This window comes from Pseudomonas sp. FP1762 (genome assembly GCF_030687105.1).
In the GTDB taxonomy this organism is placed as follows: domain Bacteria; phylum Pseudomonadota; class Gammaproteobacteria; order Pseudomonadales; family Pseudomonadaceae; genus Aquipseudomonas; species Aquipseudomonas siliginis.
This window is the reverse complement of the sequence record NZ_CP117458.1, coordinates 5,625,092-5,641,435: the sequence shown is the minus strand read 5'-3', so window position 1 is coordinate 5,641,435 and position 16,344 is coordinate 5,625,092. Positions and strand designations below refer to the sequence as shown.

The window sequence follows — 16,344 nt, the reverse complement described above, 5'->3', positions numbered from 1 at the left end:
CGGTAAATGAGCTATCAGCACCAGTACGTCGACGGCACGCGCATTCACTTCCCGATCGGGAAAGTCGTATGCATTGGCCGCAATTACGCCGAACACGCCAAGGAACTGGATAACCCAGTGCCGACCGAGCCGCTGCTGTTCATCAAGCCGGGCAGTTGCGTGGTGCCGCTGGAAGGCGGGTTCAGCATTCCGACCGAGCGTGGTTCAGTGCACTACGAGGCGGAGATCGCCGTGTTGATCGGCAAGCCGCTGTCGACCAAGCCGAGCCGTGAAGAAGTCCTCGATGCGATCTCAGGCTTCGCCCCGGCGCTGGACCTGACCCTGCGCGACAAGCAAGCCGAGCTGAAAGCCAAGGGCCTGCCGTGGGAAATCGCCAAGTCGTTCGACGGCGCGGCGGTGATCGCGCCGTTCGTGGTCGGCAGCACCTTCGCTGACCTGACCGACATCGGCATCCGCCTGACCATCAACGGCGAAGTGCGCCAGGACGGCAACAGCAGCGCGATGCTCAACCCGATCGTGCCGATGATCCAGCACATGGCTGGCTGCTTCTCGCTGCAGGCCGGTGACGTGATCCTTACGGGTACGCCAGTGGGCGTCGGCCCGCTGAACGTCGGCGATGAAATCGTCCTCGAGCTGCCGGGGGCGAGCAGCTTCAGCAGCAGCGTGCGCTAACCGCGGAACCCCTTGCAGGGGGTGAGCTTTGTGGTGAGGGTATAAATCCCCTCGCCACAAGTGTGTTGCTGGCAAACGCACACGGCAATCCCGCCATTTCCCGTTTTTTTCACATCCTCTCTGGATAATTCCCGCGATTCTGGCGTCTCAGCCGGCCTCTTTGTGCTATTACCCTTGGCCTGAATTAACGGAACGCATCCCTCGATGGCATCTCGAACTCAGCAGAAATCCCCCTCCCGTTCGCGCTTCGTCCTGCGCTGGTATGTCTGGCTGTTGCTGGTCATCGCCGCAGCCTATGGGCTGGCGTTCGCCATGCATTGGGATGATCGCGGCGTGCTGTGGGTGCTGGAGCGCTTCGAGAGCAAGGCCGAGCAAAAGGAGAGTGTGTGGCTGCCGGATTATCAGGTGGTGATCGATGCCAAGCCGCTGCCGGGGATGGAGAAAGACGAAGCCTCGGATCTGGCCTACAACCCGCAGACCAAGACCCTGTTTGCGGTGATGGGCAAGAATGCCTTCCTGGTCGAGCTGACGCTTCAGGGCGACGTGTTGCGCAAGATGCCGTTGGTGGGCTGGAGCAATCCGGAAGGCTTGACGGTCATGGAAAACGGTTTGCTGGCCATTGTCGATGAGCGTGAGCATACCTTGTCGATCATTAAGGTCGATGCCGCGACTCGTGAGCTGAACATCGCCGATTTCCCCAAATACGACCTCGGGCCGTCGAAAGATCAGAACAAGGCATTTGAGGCCATCACGTGGGATCCGCGCAATCAGCGATTGATTCTGGGGGAGGAACGCCCACCGGCGCTGTTCACGTGGAAAAGCGATGGCGGCCAGACCCTGCAGGGCGACAAGCAGAAACTGGCCAGCGATCAGCTGGATCTGCGCAACCTGTCGGCGCTGGCTGTCGATCCGCGCACTGGCCATCTGCTGGTGCTGTCGGCGGATTCACATCTGTTGCTTGAACTCGACGAGGATGGCAAGCAAGTCAGCTTCATGACGTTGCTTGGGAATTTCAACGGTCTGAAAGACACCATTCCCCGCGCCGAAGGCATGACCATGGATGAGGACGGCACGCTGTACATGGTCAGCGAGCCGAACCTGTTCTACCGATTCGAAAAACATCGGTAACTTTCCCTACAGTAATTGCGGAATTGCGCAGTTGTCGTGCGAGGCAAGTGGCCATTAAGCTTCAATTCAGACGGGCGTGATATTTCATCGGCCTGTCATGAATCCGAGCCTGCCTGAATGCGTCGACTTGCCCGCCCCAAACCGCTGATTCTCGTCCTGTTGATGATTGTCCTGATTGCGTTGATCGCGATCGGCCAATACCTGCGTCTGTTCGAGCGCGCCTGGTTCAACCTGCACACGCTGTGGCAACCGGTGAGCAGCGAGGCGATCGGGCTCGACCAGTATCGGGTGACGATCGAGGCGCGGCCGATCGAGGGGCTCGACGATGACGTCTCGGCGCTGACCTACGATCCGGTGCGTAAAAGCCTATTCACCGTGACCAACAAGAATTCCGAACTGGTCGAATTGTCCCTGGAAGGCAAGATTCTGCGGCGCATCGCTCTGGTGGGGTTTGGCGATCCGGAAGCCGTCGAGTACATCAGTGCCGACACCTACGTGATCACCGACGAGCGTCAGCAACGCCTGATCAAGATCCACCTCGAGGCCGACACCACTTTTCTCGATGCCGAGGATGCCGAGCAAATGACCCTTGGCGTGCACATGTCCGGCAACAAGGGTTTCGAAGGGCTGGCTTATGATTCTGTGGGCAAGCGGCTATTCGTGGCGAAAGAACGCGACCCGATGCTGATCTACGAAGTCCACGGCTTCCCGCATTTCAAACCGGACAAGACCTACGCGGTGCACGTGATCAACAACCCCAAGCGCGATGCCGGAATGTTTGTGCGTGATCTGTCGAGTCTGCAGTACGACGAGCGCAGCGGGCACTTGCTGGCGCTGTCGGACGAGTCGCGCTTGATCATCGAACTGGATGTCGACGGGCGCCCGTTGAGCACCATGTCGATCAGCGGCGGGCGCCAGGGTTTGCAGAAAACCGTGCCGCAGGCGGAGGGAATTGCAATGGATGATGACGGCACGTTGTACCTGGTGAGCGAGCCGAATCTGTTTTACGTCTTCAAAAAACCCACACCAAACTAACTGACATCACAAAACACTGTGGGAGCGAGCCTGCTCGCGAAGGCGGTTGATCAGTCTCTGAATATGTTGACTGACCCGACGCTTTCGCGAGCAGGCTCGCTCCCACAGGTTATTTATCAGCCCATGGCAAGTGGGGCAGTCTGTTACTCAGCCTTCAGGGTTTTCACGCCTTCACTGGTGCCCAGCAACAACAGATCCGCCGGACGCGCGGCGAACAGGCCGTTGGTGACCACGCCGACGATGGCATTGATCTGTGCTTCCAGCTCCACCGGGTTGGTGATCTGCAGGTTGAACACGTCGAGGATGATGTTGCCGTTGTCGGTCAGCACGCCTTCGCGGTACACCGGGTCGCCACCGAGTTTCACCAGTTGGCGGGCTACGTGGCTGCGGGCCATCGGGATGACTTCCACCGGCAGCGGGAACTCGCCGAGCACCGGCACCAGTTTGCTGGCGTCGGCGATGCAGATGAAGGTCTTGGCCACGGCGGCGACAATCTTCTCGCGGGTCAGGGCCGCGCCGCCGCCCTTGATCAGGTTCAGGTGCGCATCGCTCTCATCGGCGCCGTCGACGTAGAACTCCAGATCGCTGACGGTATTCAGCTCATACACCGGAATCCCATGGCCCTTGAGGCGCGCGGCGGTGGCTTCGGAGCTGGCGACCGCGCCATCGAACGCGCCCTTGTGCTGGGCCAGGGCGTCGATGAAGCAATTGGCGGTGGAGCCGGTGCCGACGCCGACGATGCTCTTGTCGTCGAGTTTCGGCAGGATGAAGTCGACGGCGGCCTGGGCCACGGCCTGTTTGAGTTGATCCTGGGTCATGCGGGCTCCGGAAGCGGGCAAGGGTTGGGCAGAAAGGCCGGCATTATAGGCCTCGCGGTGGTACAGGGGGAAACAAGCTGTGGCGAGGGGATTTATCCCCGTTCGGCGACGCAGTCGTCGTAAAACCCAGGAACGCGGTGTGACTGAAAAAAAGCAGGGGAGCGCTTCGCACTCCAGCGGGGATAAATCCCCTCACCACAACGGTGCTCACTCAAGATTGGGTTTCCAGACCTTAAAACCACCTGTTTAGTGTGGTCGCCTCGGCAAAAGGCGGGTTAGACTCGCTGGTCCCGCCCAGTCGCCAGTGATGCTTTCCGATGCTCGAACAGTACGTCAAAAAGATCCTCACCTCGCGCGTTTATGACGTTGCCGTAGAAACCCCGCTGCAGAACGCCCGCCAGCTCTCCGAGCGGCTGGGCAATGACATCTGGCTCAAGCGCGAAGACTTGCAGCCAGTGTTCTCGTTCAAGATTCGCGGCGCCTACAACAAGCTGACGCAACTGAGCGACGAAGAGCGCGCCCGCGGCGTGGTCACCGCGTCGGCGGGCAATCATGCGCAGGGTCTGGCTCTGGCGGCGAAAGTGTTGGGCGTCAAAGCCACCATCGTCATGCCCAAGACCACCCCGGAAATCAAAGTTGAAGGCGTGCGTTCGCGCGGCGGCAAAGTGGTGCTGCACGGTGACTCGTTTCCGGAAGCGCTGGCCTATTCGCTGAAACTGGTCGATGAAAAAGGCTACGTCTACATCCACCCGTACGACGATCCGCACACCATTGCCGGGCAGGGCACCGTGGCCATGGAAATCCTGCGTCAGCACCCGCAGCCGCTGGATGCGATTTTCGTCCCGGTCGGCGGTGGCGGCCTGATCGCCGGTATCGCGGCGTACGTGAAATACCTGCGTCCGGACATCAAGGTAATTGGCGTCGAACCGGACGACTCCAACTGCCTGCAAGCGGCAATGGCAGCGGGCGAGCGCGTGGTTCTGCCGACTGTCGGCATCTTCGCCGACGGCGTGGCGGTGGCGCAGATCGGCCAGTACACCTTCGAGATCTGCAAGGATTACGTGGATGAAGTGATTACTGTCAGCACCGACGAGATCTGCGCGGCGATCAAGGATATCTACGACGATACCCGCTCGATCACCGAGCCTGCCGGCGCATTGGGCGTGGCCGGGATCAAGAAGTACGTCGAGCAGCGTGGCGTCAGCGGCCAGACTTTCGTCGCCATCGACTCCGGCGCCAACGTCAATTTTGACCGCCTGCGCCACGTCGCCGAGCGCGCCGAACTGGGCGAAGGTCGCGAGGCGATCATCGCCGTGACCATTCCGGAAAAGGCCGGCAGCTTCAAGGCGTTCTGCGAAGCCATTGGCAAGCGCCAGATCACCGAATTCAACTACCGCTACAACACCGGCAGCGAAGCGCACATCTTCGTCGGCGTACAGACCCACCCGGACAACGATCCGCGCAGCGCCTTGCTGGCGAGCCTGACCGAACAGGGGTTTCCGGTGCTCGACCTGACCGACAACGAGCTGGCCAAGCTGCACATTCGCCACATGGTCGGTGGCCGCGCCGCGCAGGTGGTCGATGAAGTGGTGCTGCGCTTCGAATTCCCGGAGCGCCCGGGCGCGCTGTTCAACTTCCTCAACAAGCTCGGCGGGCGCTGGAACATCTCGATGTTCCACTACCGCAACCACGGCGCGGCGGACGGGCGTGTGGTCGCCGGCTTGCAAGTGCCGCATGACGAACGTCATCTGGTGCCGGCGGCGCTGGCGGAAATCGGCTATCCATACTGGGATGAAAGCGACAACCCGGCCTATCAGCTGTTTCTTGGCTGAGCGGCTACGCTGATGGGCATGGATCTACGGATGAGAACGACATGGAAACCCTGACCACCCTGAAAGTCCTCCACGTTGCGGCGACCGTGGTTATCCTCGCGAGCGGGCTGGGGCTCGCCGCCCTGAGCTGGCGAAATCGCAGCGAAGGGCCGGCCAGTACGATGCGCCGTCCGTGGCTGTTCATCTGGTGTCTGATGCTGATCGGCATGCTCAGCATGCCTTTCACCGGCTGGTGGTTGGTGCACCTGGTGGGCTGGCCATTGGGCCAATTGTGGATTCTGGGATCCAGCGTGATCTACGCCGTGGCCACGTTCAGTGCGGTCTGGCTGCTGGTCCGGCTGGATCGGTTGTGGACGAGCGGGGTGGGCAATCGCACATTCAATCTGGCGCTGGCGATTGTCAGCGGCGTCGGATTTGTCGCCATCGCGGCGTTGATGGGGGCCAAGCCGGTTTAAGGCTTGAGGCCGAGTTGACCCCCATCGCTGGCAAGCCAGCTCCCACAGGGGTATTCAGTGAACACAGATTAAGTGGACACTGAGAACCCTGTGGGAGCTGGCTTGCCAGCGATAGCAATCTCAGTCGCGCAACGAAATCACCGGCCAGCCACGCTTCTCGGCCTCGGCCCGCAGATTCGGATCCGGGTCCACCGCCACCGGATTCGCCACCTGCTCCAGCAGCGGCAGATCATTCATCGAATCGCTATAGAAATAGCTGTCCTCGAGCGAATAGCCGGTCTCTTCCAGCCAGCGATTGAGGCGCGTGACCTTGCCTTCGCGGAAGCACGGGATGTCGGTGCTGCGCCCGCTGTAGCGGCCGTCGATCATTTCGCATTCGGTGGCAATCAGGGTTTCCACGCCCAGGCGCACGGCGATCGGTGCCGTCACGAAACGGTTGGTGGCGGTGATGATCACTAGTTTGTCGCCGGCATCGCGGTGCTTCTTCAGCAGCTCCAGTGCCTTGGGCAGCACGATCGGCTCGATGCAGTCGCGCATGTAATCGCTGTGCCATTGCTCAAGCACGGCCATTTCCGTGCGGCCGAGAATTTCCAGGCAGAAGTTCAGGTAGGCGGCGTTGTCCAGCTTGCCGGCCAGGTAATCCTGATAGAACTCGTCGTTACGCGCCTTGTAGGCGATCGGGTCGAGGAAGCCGCGCTCGCACAGATAATCGCCCCAAGCGTGATCGCTGTCGCCGCCCAGAAGGGTGTTGTCCAAATCGAATAAAGCCAGGCGCATTGCAGTTACCCGCTGAAAAGTCAGTAAAAAGGCGACAAGAATACGGTCTTTTCACAAGAGTGCACATAAGGTAGGAACCTTCGTTGCCGCCTGATCAAGCTTTGTGGAACAATGCGGCGACATGCGTTTGCGAGGTTGTTGCCGTGATCGACCCCGATGGTTTCCGCCCCAATGTCGGGATCATTCTGACGAATGACGCCGGCCAGGTGCTATGGGCTCGCCGTATCAATCAGGACGCCTGGCAGTTTCCGCAAGGGGGGATCAACCCCGAGGAGACGCCGGAAGACGCCTTGTACCGCGAGCTGAACGAAGAAGTTGGCCTGGAACGTGAAGATGTTGAAATACTGGCCTGTACCCGGGGCTGGTTGCGCTATCGTTTGCCTCAACGCCTGGTGCGTACCCACAGCCAACCGCTGTGCATCGGCCAGAAACAGAAATGGTTCCTCCTGCGCCTGATCTCCAACGAGCAGCGGGTGCGGATGGATCTGACCGGTAAACCGGAGTTCGATGGCTGGCGCTGGGTCAGCTATTGGTATCCGTTGGGCCAGGTGGTGACATTCAAGCGCGAGGTGTATCGACGCGCTCTCAAAGAGCTTGCCCCGCGCCTTTTAGCGCGCGACTGACGACGGAGTTCGACCCCGAGCCATGCTCAATACGCTGCGCAAGATCGTCCAGGAAGTTAACTCCGCCAAGGATCTCAAGGCGGCGTTGGGGATTATTGTGTTGCGCGTCAAAGAGGCCATGGGCAGCCAGGTCTGCTCGGTCTACCTGCTTGATCCGGAAACCAATCGCTTCGTCCTGATGGCCACCGAGGGCTTGAACAAGCGCTCGATCGGCAAGGTCAGCATGGCCCCCAACGAGGGTCTGGTCGGTCTGGTCGGCACGCGTGAAGAACCCCTGAACCTGGAAAACGCTTCGGTTCACCCGCGCTATCGCTACTTCGCCGAAACCGGTGAAGAGCGTTACGCCTCGTTCCTCGGTGCACCGATCATTCACCACCGCCGCGTCGTCGGCGTGTTGGTCATCCAGCAGAAAGAACGCCGCCAGTTCGACGAAGGTGAAGAAGCCTTCCTCGTGACCATGAGCGCGCAGCTTGCCGGCGTGATCGCCCACGCCGAGGCCACCGGTTCGATCCGTGGTCTGGGCCGGCAGGGCAAGGGCATTCAGGAAGCCAAGTTCGTCGGCGTACCGGGTTCGCCGGGTGCTGCCGTCGGTACCGCCGTGGTGATGCTGCCGCCGGCGGACCTGGACGTGGTGCCGGACAAGACCATCACCGACATCGACGCTGAGCTGGCGCTGTTCAAGACTGCCATCGAAGGCGTGCGCGCCGACATGCGCGCCTTGTCCGCCAAACTCGCGACCCAGCTGCGCCCGGAAGAACGCGCGCTGTTCGACGTCTACCTGATGATGCTCGACGATGCCTCGCTGGGCAGCGAAATCACCACCGTGATCAAGACGGGGCAGTGGGCTCAGGGCGCGCTGCGTCAAGTGGTCACTGAGCACGTCAACCGTTTCGAACTGATGGACGACGCCTACCTGCGCGAGCGTGCTTCGGACGTCAAAGACCTTGGCCGCCGTCTGCTCGCCTATCTGCAGGAAGAGCGCCAGCAGAATCTGGTCTACCCGGAAAAAACCATTCTGGTCAGCGAAGAGCTGACGCCGGCGATGCTCGGCGAGGTGCCGGAAGGCACGCTGGTCGGTCTGGTCTCGGTGCTCGGTTCAGGTAACTCTCACGTCGCGATTCTCGCCCGAGCCATGGGCATTCCGACAGTGATGGGCCTGGTCGATCTGCCGTACGCCAAGGTCGACGGCATCGAAATGATCGTCGACGGCACCCGTGGCGAGGTCTACACCAACCCCAGCGAAGTACTGCGCAAGCAGTTCGCCGAAGTCGTCGAAGAAGAGAAACAACTGGCGCTGGGCCTCGACACCCTGCGCGACCTGCCGTGCGTGACCCTCGATGGCCACCGCATGCCGCTGTGGGTCAACACCGGCCTGCTCGCCGATGTGGCGCGGGCGCAGAAGCGTGGCGCCGAAGGGGTCGGCCTGTACCGTACCGAAGTGCCGTTCATGATCAACCAGCGCTTCCCGAGCGAGAAGGAACAGCTGGCGATCTACCGCGAACAGCTCGCCGCGTTCCACCCGCAACCGGTGACCATGCGCAGCCTCGACATCGGCGGTGACAAGTCGCTGTCGTACTTCCCGATCAAGGAAGACAACCCGTTCCTCGGCTGGCGCGGTATCCGCGTCACCCTCGACCACCCGGAAATCTTCCTCGTGCAGACCCGCGCGATGCTCAAGGCCAGCGAAGGCCTGAACAACCTGCGGATTCTGCTGCCGATGATCTCCGGCACTCACGAACTCGAAGAAGCCCTGCACCTGATCCACCGTGCCTGGGGCGAAGTGCGCGACGAAGGCACCGACGTGCCGATGCCGCCGATCGGCGTGATGATCGAAATCCCGGCAGCGGTGTACCAGACCAAGGAACTGGCGCGGATGGTCGACTTCCTCTCCGTCGGCTCCAACGACCTGACCCAGTATCTGCTGGCGGTAGACCGCAACAACCCGCGCGTCGCCGACCTCTACGACTATCTGCACCCTGCGGTGCTGCAAGCTCTGCAAACCGTGGTCACTGACGCCCATGCCGAAGGCAAACCGGTGAGCATCTGCGGCGAGATGGCCGGTGATCCGGCGGCGGCGGTGCTGTTGATGGCGATGGGTTTCGACAGCTTGTCGATGAACGCCACCAACCTGCCGAAGGTGAAGTGGATGTTGCGTCAGGTGAACCTGAGCAAGGCGCAGGAGATGCTGGCGGAATTGATGAAGATCGATAACCCGCAGGTTATCCACAGCTCGCTGCAACTGGCGCTGAAGAATCTCGGGTTGGCCAAGATGAATTCGCCGGTGGTGACCAAGGCTCTCTAAAGATCAAAAGCCCCTCACCCTAGCCCTCCCGAAACGTCGGACCGCCCAGAGGGAGAGGGGACTGATTGGGGGATGCTGCAGAACTCCGTCGACCTGTAAGTGCTTTGCTGAATCCATAATCGACTCGATCTCTCAGGTCGATGTATACCGCAAGACACCTCGGTCCGCCCCCTCTCCCTCCGGGAGAGGGCTGGGGTGAGGGGCTGCTGTTAGACACAAACCTCAACTTCCCCGAGATGCCCGCCATACGGCCCAAAACTGCGCTCTACCATCCGCCGCGTGCCGTCCGCCTGTACAACCAACGCTGTACTCGCCCGCGTCCCATAACTCTGGCTGGCAATAAACACGCTCGACAGCAACGACTCCGTCGCCATGCCCACCCCGGTATCCGGCAACTCGGCCTCGGGTGCGGTCTGTGCATCGCTCAGCAAGGCCAGCAAGCGCTCAGGCTGCGGATCGTCCAGCACCGCGCTCAACGCCGCCCTGGCCTTGAGCAGTTTCGGCCACGGCGTATCCAGCCCCGCGTTGGATAACCCATAAACTCCAGGCTGCAACATCACCGGCTCTGACGCTCGTGCATTGAAATGCCACAACTCATGGGCATTGCCCAGCAGCAGATTGAACCCGGCATATTCGGCGGCACGGGCCACTACATCGCTCAAATAATCATCAATCGACAGATCAGTCGTGAGAAACCGCGCTACCAGCTCGCCCCGGGATTTGGTCGCGGGCGGCTGTTGCGGATCGCGGATATTGGTCAGCGCGGCGAAGCGTCCGTTGCTGCCGATCCCCAGCCACGTGCCGCCGGCTTCAAGATCGCGCCCGGCATGCACATGCGGCGCTTCTGGCCAAGGTGCCAATGGCAGGCTGGGGCGGGCGTAGAACTCGTCGCGGTTGGCCGCGACGACCAGCGGCTGGGCATGGCCCGGGCGCCAGGCGAAAACAATCAGGCACATAAGGTGGTCCTTGTGTGTTTTTTGCCCACTCTACGCATCCGGCGTCCGTGCATCCATCGCCAGTGGAGCAGAAGGCTGCGCATCCGTTAACATGCCGCTCCTGTTTTGCCGATGCGTGCTGGAGACGGTCATGGAATTTCTGCTCTACCTGGCGCTCGGTGCCTGTGCGGGCGTGCTCGCCGGGCTGTTTGGCGTTGGCGGCGGGATCATCATCGTCCCGGTGCTGGTGTTCAGCTTCACTTTGCAGGGCTTCGATCAGTCGATTCTTACGCACCTGGCGGTGGGCACGTCGCTGGCGACGATCATCTTCACCTCGGTCAACGCCGTGCGTGAACATCACCGCCGTGGCGCGGTGCGCTGGGCGATTTTTCGCTGGATGACCGTGGGTATCCTGCTCGGTGCCGGTTTCGGGGCGCTGACGGCTGAAGCGATCTCCGGGCCGAACCTGCAAAAGATCATCGGCGTATTTGCCCTGGTGATCGCCGTGCAACTGGCGCTGGATGTCAAACCCAAGGCCAGCCGAACGGTGCCGGGCAAACTCGGTCTGACCGCTGCCGGTACGGTGATTGGCTGGGCCTCGGCGATTTTCGGCATTGGTGGCGGCTCGCTGACCGTGCCGTTTCTGACCTGGCGCAGCGTGCCGATGCAGCAGGCCGTGGCGACCTCATCGGCCTGTGGTCTGCCGATCGCTCTGGCCAGTGCAGCAAGTTTCATGATTCTGGGGTGGCACGATCCGTTGTTGCCGGCCCATAGTCTCGGTTTTGTTTATCTGCCGGCATTGTTGGGCATCGCCCTGACCAGCATGGTCTTCGCTCGGCTCGGCGCGCGTCTGGCGCACAGGTTGTCGCCGCGCTTGCTGAAAAGGCTGTTCGCCGCTTTGCTGTTCTGCGTGGGTTTGAGCTTTCTGCTCTGACCGCGTGGCAATCCTGGCTTAATCCTGAGGTGGCAGCGTCACCCGGGAATTTTGCTTTCAACTCTAACAAGGAGTCGCAATGCTGCCTTACCCGCAGATCGACCCGGTGGCCCTGGCCATCGGTCCGCTGAAAATCCACTGGTACGGTCTGATGTACCTGATCGGCATCGGCGGCGCGTGGCTGTTGGCGTCGCGCCGGCTCAACCGCTTCGACCCGACCTGGACCAAGGAGAAACTCTCCGATCTGGTGTTCTGGCTATCGATGGGCGTGATCGTCGGCGGCCGTCTGGGTTACGTGCTGTTCTATGACCTGAGCGCGTACCTGGCCAACCCGACGCTGATTTTCGAAGTGTGGAAGGGCGGCATGTCGTTCCACGGCGGATTCATCGGCGTGATGCTCGCGGCCTTGTGGTTCGGCAAGCGCAATGGCAAGTCGTTCTTCCAGCTGATGGACTTCGTCGCGCCGATGGTGCCGATCGGCCTGGGCGCCGGGCGCATCGGCAACTTCATCAACGCCGAGTTGTGGGGCAAGGCGACCGACGTGCCGTGGGCGATGGTGTTCCCGCCGTTCAGCGATCCGGCGCAGTTGCCGCGCCACCCGTCGCAGCTGTATCAGTTCGCCCTCGAAGGCGTGGCGCTGTTCCTGATCCTGTGGATCTTCTCGCGCAAACCGCGTCCGACCATGGCGGTCTCCGGCATGTTCGCGCTGTTCTACGGCATCTTCCGTTTCATCGTCGAGTTCGTCCGCGTCCCGGATGCTCAGCTCGGCTACTTGGCGTGGAACTGGCTGACCATGGGTCAGGTGCTCTGCGTGCCGATGATTGTCGGCGGGCTGTTGCTGATCTGGCTGGCCTATCGTCGCGCCCCGGCAGCGCCGCTCGCGCCGACGGCTTAAACTACGAACCCCGGCGCGCGACGCCGGGGCTCCAAGGACACAGGTACCTCATGAAGCAATATCTCGAACTGGTCTCGCACGTCATTCAGAACGGCACCAAACAGGCCAACCGCACCGGTATCAACACCATCAGTTTCCCGGGAGCGATGCTGCGTTTCGATCTGCAGGAAGGCTTCCCGGCGATCACCACGCGCAAAATGGCCTTCAAATCGGCCATCGGCGAGATGTGCGGCTTTCTGCGTGGCGTGAACAACGCCGCTGAATTCCGCGCGCTGGGCTGCAAGGTCTGGGACCAGAACGCCAACGAAAACGCGCAGTGGCTGGCCAACCCGTTCCGTCAGGGCGACGACGACCTCGGTGAAATCTACGGCGTGCAATGGCGCAAGTGGCCGGCGTACAAGCAGATCCCGCTGAGCAACACCGCTGCCATCGAACAGACCCTGAGCAACGGCTACAAGCAGATCGCTCAGGGCGAAGAAGACGGCCAGGCCTACGTCGTGCTGTACAAGGCGATCGACCAGGTACGCCAGTGCGTCGACACGATCATCAAGGATCCGGGCAGCCGCCGCATTCTGTTCCACGGCTGGAACGTCGCCCAGCTCGATGAAATGGCCCTGCCGCCATGCCACCTGCTGTACCAGTTCCACCCGAATGTCGAGACCAAAGAGATTTCTCTGACCCTCTACATCCGTTCCAACGATCTGGGACTGGGCACGCCGTTCAACCTCACCGAAGGCGCCGCACTGCTGAGCCTGATCGGTCGCCTGACCGGCTATACGCCGCGCTGGTTCACCTATTTCATCGGCGATGCGCACGTCTACGAAAACCACCTGGACATGCTCAACGAACAGCTCAAGCGCGAGCCGTTTGCCATGCCGAAACTGAAAATCTCCGACCGCGTGCCGGAGTTTGCCAAGACTGGTGTATATCAGCCGGAATGGCTGGAACTGGTGGAACCGGGTGATTTCTCGCTGGAAGGCTATGAGCACCATCCGCCGATGACCGCGCCGATGGCGGTCTAAACCACACCGCAATATCCCTGTGGGAGCGAGCCTGCTCGCGAAGAGGGCGTGTCAGTCACAGATGTGTCGACTGATACACCGCTTTCGCGAGCAGGCTCGCTCCCACATTTGTTTTTGCGGTGTGCTTAGTGGCCGTGGCTACGGCCGACGTGGGAATGCTCAACTTCGGTCGCGGCAACCCCGCCACTCACCTCCAGCCGCTGCAAGATCCCGCATTGATCCGCCTCCGGCCCTTCGCCACAGCGTTGGCGCAGGTCGAGCAGTTGTGTCTGCAAGGCCAGCAAGCCATCAATCCGCGCCTTCACATGCTGAATATGTTCGTCGATCAGCGCATTGACGCTCTCGCACTGATCCTGCGGGCTGTCGCGTAGGGCGAGCAGGCTGCGGATTTCTTCGAGGGTCATGTCGAGGGTGCGGCAGTTGCGGATGAAGGTCAGGCGCTCGGCGTGGGCTTGGGTGTAGACGCGATAGTTGCCGTCGCTGCGCGCCGGTTCCGGCAGGAGGTTTTCGCGCTCGTAGTAGCGGATGGTTTCAACCGCACAGTCGGTGAGTTTCGCCAGTTCGCCGATCTTCATGACCGCCATCTCCAAAAGGGTGCTTGACCCTATAGTGGCTACAGGGTCTTTACTTGGCAACAGGCACCTTCATGGACGCGACCAATGAGCGATTCCCTGCACACCCACAAGCCCGGCGACGGTCACGATCACAGTCATAAATTGCAGCCTGTGCATAAACATTCGCACGGCGGCGATTCCTGCTGCTCGTCAAATGCCGCCGCACCTGCGCGGGTGCAACTGAGCGAAAAGACCAGCGCCGACGCGCGCCTGAGCAGCTTCCGCATCGAGGCAATGGACTGCCCGACCGAGCAGACGCTGATCCAGAACAAACTCGGCAAACTGGCCGGGGTGCAGCAACTGGAATTCAACCTGATCAACCGCGTACTTGGCGTGACCCACAATCTGCCGGGCACCGAGCCGATCACCGAAGCGATCAAGTCCCTCGGCATGCACGCCGAGCCGCTGGAGGCGGGTGTCGACGCGCCGGCACCGGCTGCGGTGAAAAAACACTGGTGGCCATTGGCGCTGTCCGGCTTGACCGCGCTGGGCGCCGAAGTCATTCATTTCACCAGCGCCGCGCCGGACTGGGTGGTGGCAGTCGTTGCGCTGGTGTCGATCCTCAGCGGCGGCCTCGGCACTTATAAAAAGGGCTGGATCGCCCTGAAGAACCGCAATCTCAACATCAATGCGCTGATGAGCATCGCCGTGACGGGCGCGATCCTCATCGGCCAGTGGCCGGAAGCGGCGATGGTGATGTTCCTGTTCACCGTCGCCGAGCTGATTGAGGCGCGCTCGCTGGATCGTGCACGCAATGCGATCAGCGGCTTGATGCAGATGACCCCGGAGCAGGCCACGGTATTGCAGGCTGACGGCAACTGGCGCGAACAAGAGGTAAAAAGCGTCGATCTCGGCGCCCGCGTGCGGGTGAAACCCGGCGAGCGCATCGCGCTGGACGGCGCGGTGGTCAGCGGCAGCTCGACCATCGACCAAGCGCCGATCACCGGCGAAAGCCTGCCGGTGGAAAAAACCGTCGGTGACAAAGTCTTCGCGGGCACCATCAATCAGGCCGGTTCGCTGGAATACACGGTGACCGCTGCGGCGAACAATTCGACCCTGGCGCGGATCATTCACGCCGTCGAACAGGCCCAGGGCGCGCGGGCGCCGACGCAGCGTTTCGTTGACCAATTCTCGAAAATCTACACCCCGGCGGTATTCGTCTTCGCCATGGCCGTGGCGATCATCCCGCCGTTGTTCATGGGCGCGGCGTGGTTCGACTGGATCTACCGCGCGCTGGTGTTGCTGGTGGTTGCCTGCCCGTGCGCACTGGTGATTTCCACCCCGGTGACCATCGTCAGCGGCCTCGCGGCGGCGGCGCGCAAGGGCATTCTGGTCAAGGGCGGCGTGTATCTGGAGGGCGGCTTCAAGCTTGATTATCTGGCGCTGGACAAGACCGGCACGATCACCCACGGCAAACCGGTGCAGACCGATTACCTGTCACTCGACCCGACGGCCGATGCCAGCGCACCGGCAATCGCCGCCGCGCTGGCCGGGCGCTCCGATCACCCGGTGTCGCTGGCGATTGCCAACGCCGCTGTGGATAAAAACCTCGCCGCGCTGACTGTGGATAACTTCGCCGCGCTGGGCGGGCGGGGCGTCAAAGGCGACATCAACGGCCAGACTTATCACTTGGGCAACCATCGTCTGGTCGAAGAGCTTGGCCTGTGCTCACCGCAGCTGGAAGAGAAGCTGTTCGCCCTGGAAAAGCAGGGCAAATCCGTGGTGTTGCTGCTCGACAAATCAGGCCCGCTGGCGCTGTTCGCCGTGGCCGACACGGTCAAGGAAACCAGCCGCGAAGCGATTCGTCAGTTGCATGAACTCGGCGTGAAAACCCTGATGCTGACCGGCGACAACGTCCACACCGCGCAAGCGATTGCCGCCCAGGTCGGCATCGACGAGGCGCGCGGCGATTTGCTGCCGACCGACAAGCTGCAAGCGATTGAAGATTTGTACAAGCAGGGCCACCGGGTCGGTATGGTCGGCGATGGCATCAACGACGCCCCGGCACTGGCCCGCGCCGAGATCGGTTTCGCCATGGCCGCCGCCGGCACCGACACCGCGATCGAAACCGCCGATGTCGCACTGATGGACGACGATCTGCGCAAGATCCCCGCATTCATCAGCCTGTCGCGCAACACCGCCAGCATCCTGAAACAGAACATCGCACTGGCGCTGGTGATCAAGGCGATCTTTCTTGCGGTAACCTTTGCCGGGCTCGCCACCATGTGGATGGCGGTGTTTGCCGATATGGGTGTGAGCCTGCTGGTGGTGTTCAACGGTTTGCGCCTGCTGCGCAAATAGA

Annotated in this window: 15 protein-coding genes; 11 read left to right on the top strand and 4 right to left on the bottom strand. The window is 61.5% G+C overall.

Annotation, left to right across the window (positions count from 1 at the left end):
- The first annotated feature begins 6 nt into the window (after positions 1-6).
- From PSH90_RS25280 to PSH90_RS25270, 3 genes are all read left to right on the top strand, one after another.
- On the top strand, positions 7-672 hold the full coding sequence (locus PSH90_RS25280; RefSeq protein ID WP_024014705.1) for a fumarylacetoacetate hydrolase family protein: 666 nt from the start codon (positions 7-9) through the stop codon (positions 670-672).
- Positions 673-876: 204 nt separating this feature from the next.
- Positions 877-1,800: an SdiA-regulated domain-containing protein gene (locus PSH90_RS25275; protein WP_252868441.1), complete on the top strand. Its 924-nt coding sequence runs from the start codon at positions 877-879 to the stop codon at positions 1,798-1,800.
- Positions 1,801-1,917: 117 nt separating this feature from the next.
- The gene (locus PSH90_RS25270) at positions 1,918-2,835 is read left to right on the top strand and encodes an SdiA-regulated domain-containing protein (protein WP_056786260.1); all 918 of its coding nucleotides are present in this window, start codon (positions 1,918-1,920) and stop codon (positions 2,833-2,835) included.
- A 143-nt stretch (positions 2,836-2,978) separates the two neighbouring features.
- Here PSH90_RS25270 and rpiA read toward each other — a convergent pair whose 3' ends face one another.
- Entirely contained in the window at positions 2,979-3,653 is a 675-nt protein-coding gene (rpiA, locus tag PSH90_RS25265; protein ID WP_007913886.1) for a ribose-5-phosphate isomerase RpiA, read from the bottom strand.
- A gap of 317 nt (positions 3,654-3,970) precedes the next feature.
- On the opposite strand from rpiA, the gene ilvA reads away from it, so the two are divergent.
- Together ilvA and PSH90_RS25255 are read left to right on the top strand one after the other, a co-directional pair.
- Positions 3,971-5,485, top strand: a complete 1,515-nt coding sequence (ilvA, locus tag PSH90_RS25260) for a threonine ammonia-lyase, biosynthetic (RefSeq protein ID WP_016772678.1) — start codon at positions 3,971-3,973, stop codon at positions 5,483-5,485.
- A gap of 41 nt (positions 5,486-5,526) precedes the next feature.
- Positions 5,527-5,940, top strand: a complete 414-nt coding sequence (locus PSH90_RS25255) for a DUF2269 family protein (protein ID WP_305381714.1) — start codon at positions 5,527-5,529, stop codon at positions 5,938-5,940.
- A gap of 120 nt (positions 5,941-6,060) precedes the next feature.
- Here the strand turns inward: PSH90_RS25255 and PSH90_RS25250 are convergent, their stop codons facing one another.
- Positions 6,061-6,717 (bottom strand): HAD family phosphatase, encoded by a 657-nt coding sequence (locus PSH90_RS25250; RefSeq protein ID WP_041476856.1) that lies wholly within the window; start codon positions 6,715-6,717, stop codon positions 6,061-6,063.
- Between the two features lie 143 nt (positions 6,718-6,860).
- Here PSH90_RS25250 and PSH90_RS25245 point away from each other — a divergent pair, with 143 nt between their 5' ends.
- Both PSH90_RS25245 and ptsP read left to right on the top strand, forming a co-directional pair.
- Positions 6,861-7,340, top strand: a complete 480-nt coding sequence (locus PSH90_RS25245) for an RNA pyrophosphohydrolase (protein WP_003229203.1) — start codon at positions 6,861-6,863, stop codon at positions 7,338-7,340.
- 22 nt (positions 7,341-7,362) lie between these two features.
- A complete protein-coding gene (ptsP, locus tag PSH90_RS25240) occupies positions 7,363-9,642 on the top strand; it encodes a phosphoenolpyruvate--protein phosphotransferase (protein ID WP_041476855.1) in 2,280 nt (759 codons plus the stop codon).
- A gap of 209 nt (positions 9,643-9,851) precedes the next feature.
- On the opposite strand, the gene PSH90_RS25235 is transcribed toward ptsP, so the two are convergent.
- Complete coding sequence (locus PSH90_RS25235; RefSeq protein WP_305381712.1) at positions 9,852-10,598, bottom strand: NRDE family protein; 747 nt, start codon at positions 10,596-10,598, stop codon at positions 9,852-9,854.
- 130 nt (positions 10,599-10,728) lie between these two features.
- Here PSH90_RS25235 and PSH90_RS25230 point away from each other — a divergent pair, with 130 nt between their 5' ends.
- The 3 genes from PSH90_RS25230 (at position 10,729) to PSH90_RS25220 (ending at position 13,428) form a co-directional block, all read left to right on the top strand.
- Entirely contained in the window at positions 10,729-11,511 is a 783-nt protein-coding gene (locus PSH90_RS25230; RefSeq protein ID WP_016772682.1) for a sulfite exporter TauE/SafE family protein, read from the top strand.
- Positions 11,512-11,590: 79 nt separating this feature from the next.
- Entirely contained in the window at positions 11,591-12,406 is an 816-nt protein-coding gene (gene lgt, locus PSH90_RS25225; RefSeq protein WP_016772683.1) for a prolipoprotein diacylglyceryl transferase, read from the top strand.
- 50 nt (positions 12,407-12,456) lie between these two features.
- Positions 12,457-13,428, top strand: a complete 972-nt coding sequence (locus tag PSH90_RS25220) for a thymidylate synthase (protein ID WP_305381710.1) — start codon at positions 12,457-12,459, stop codon at positions 13,426-13,428.
- A gap of 125 nt (positions 13,429-13,553) precedes the next feature.
- Here the strand turns inward: PSH90_RS25220 and cadR are convergent, their stop codons facing one another.
- A complete protein-coding gene (cadR, locus tag PSH90_RS25215) occupies positions 13,554-14,003 on the bottom strand; it encodes a Cd(II)/Pb(II)-responsive transcriptional regulator (RefSeq protein ID WP_305381709.1) in 450 nt (149 codons plus the stop codon).
- Positions 14,004-14,087: 84 nt separating this feature from the next.
- On the opposite strand from cadR, the gene PSH90_RS25210 reads away from it, so the two are divergent.
- Complete coding sequence (locus PSH90_RS25210) at positions 14,088-16,343, top strand: heavy metal translocating P-type ATPase (protein WP_305381708.1); 2,256 nt, start codon at positions 14,088-14,090, stop codon at positions 16,341-16,343.
- Position 16,344 lies beyond the last annotated feature (1 nt).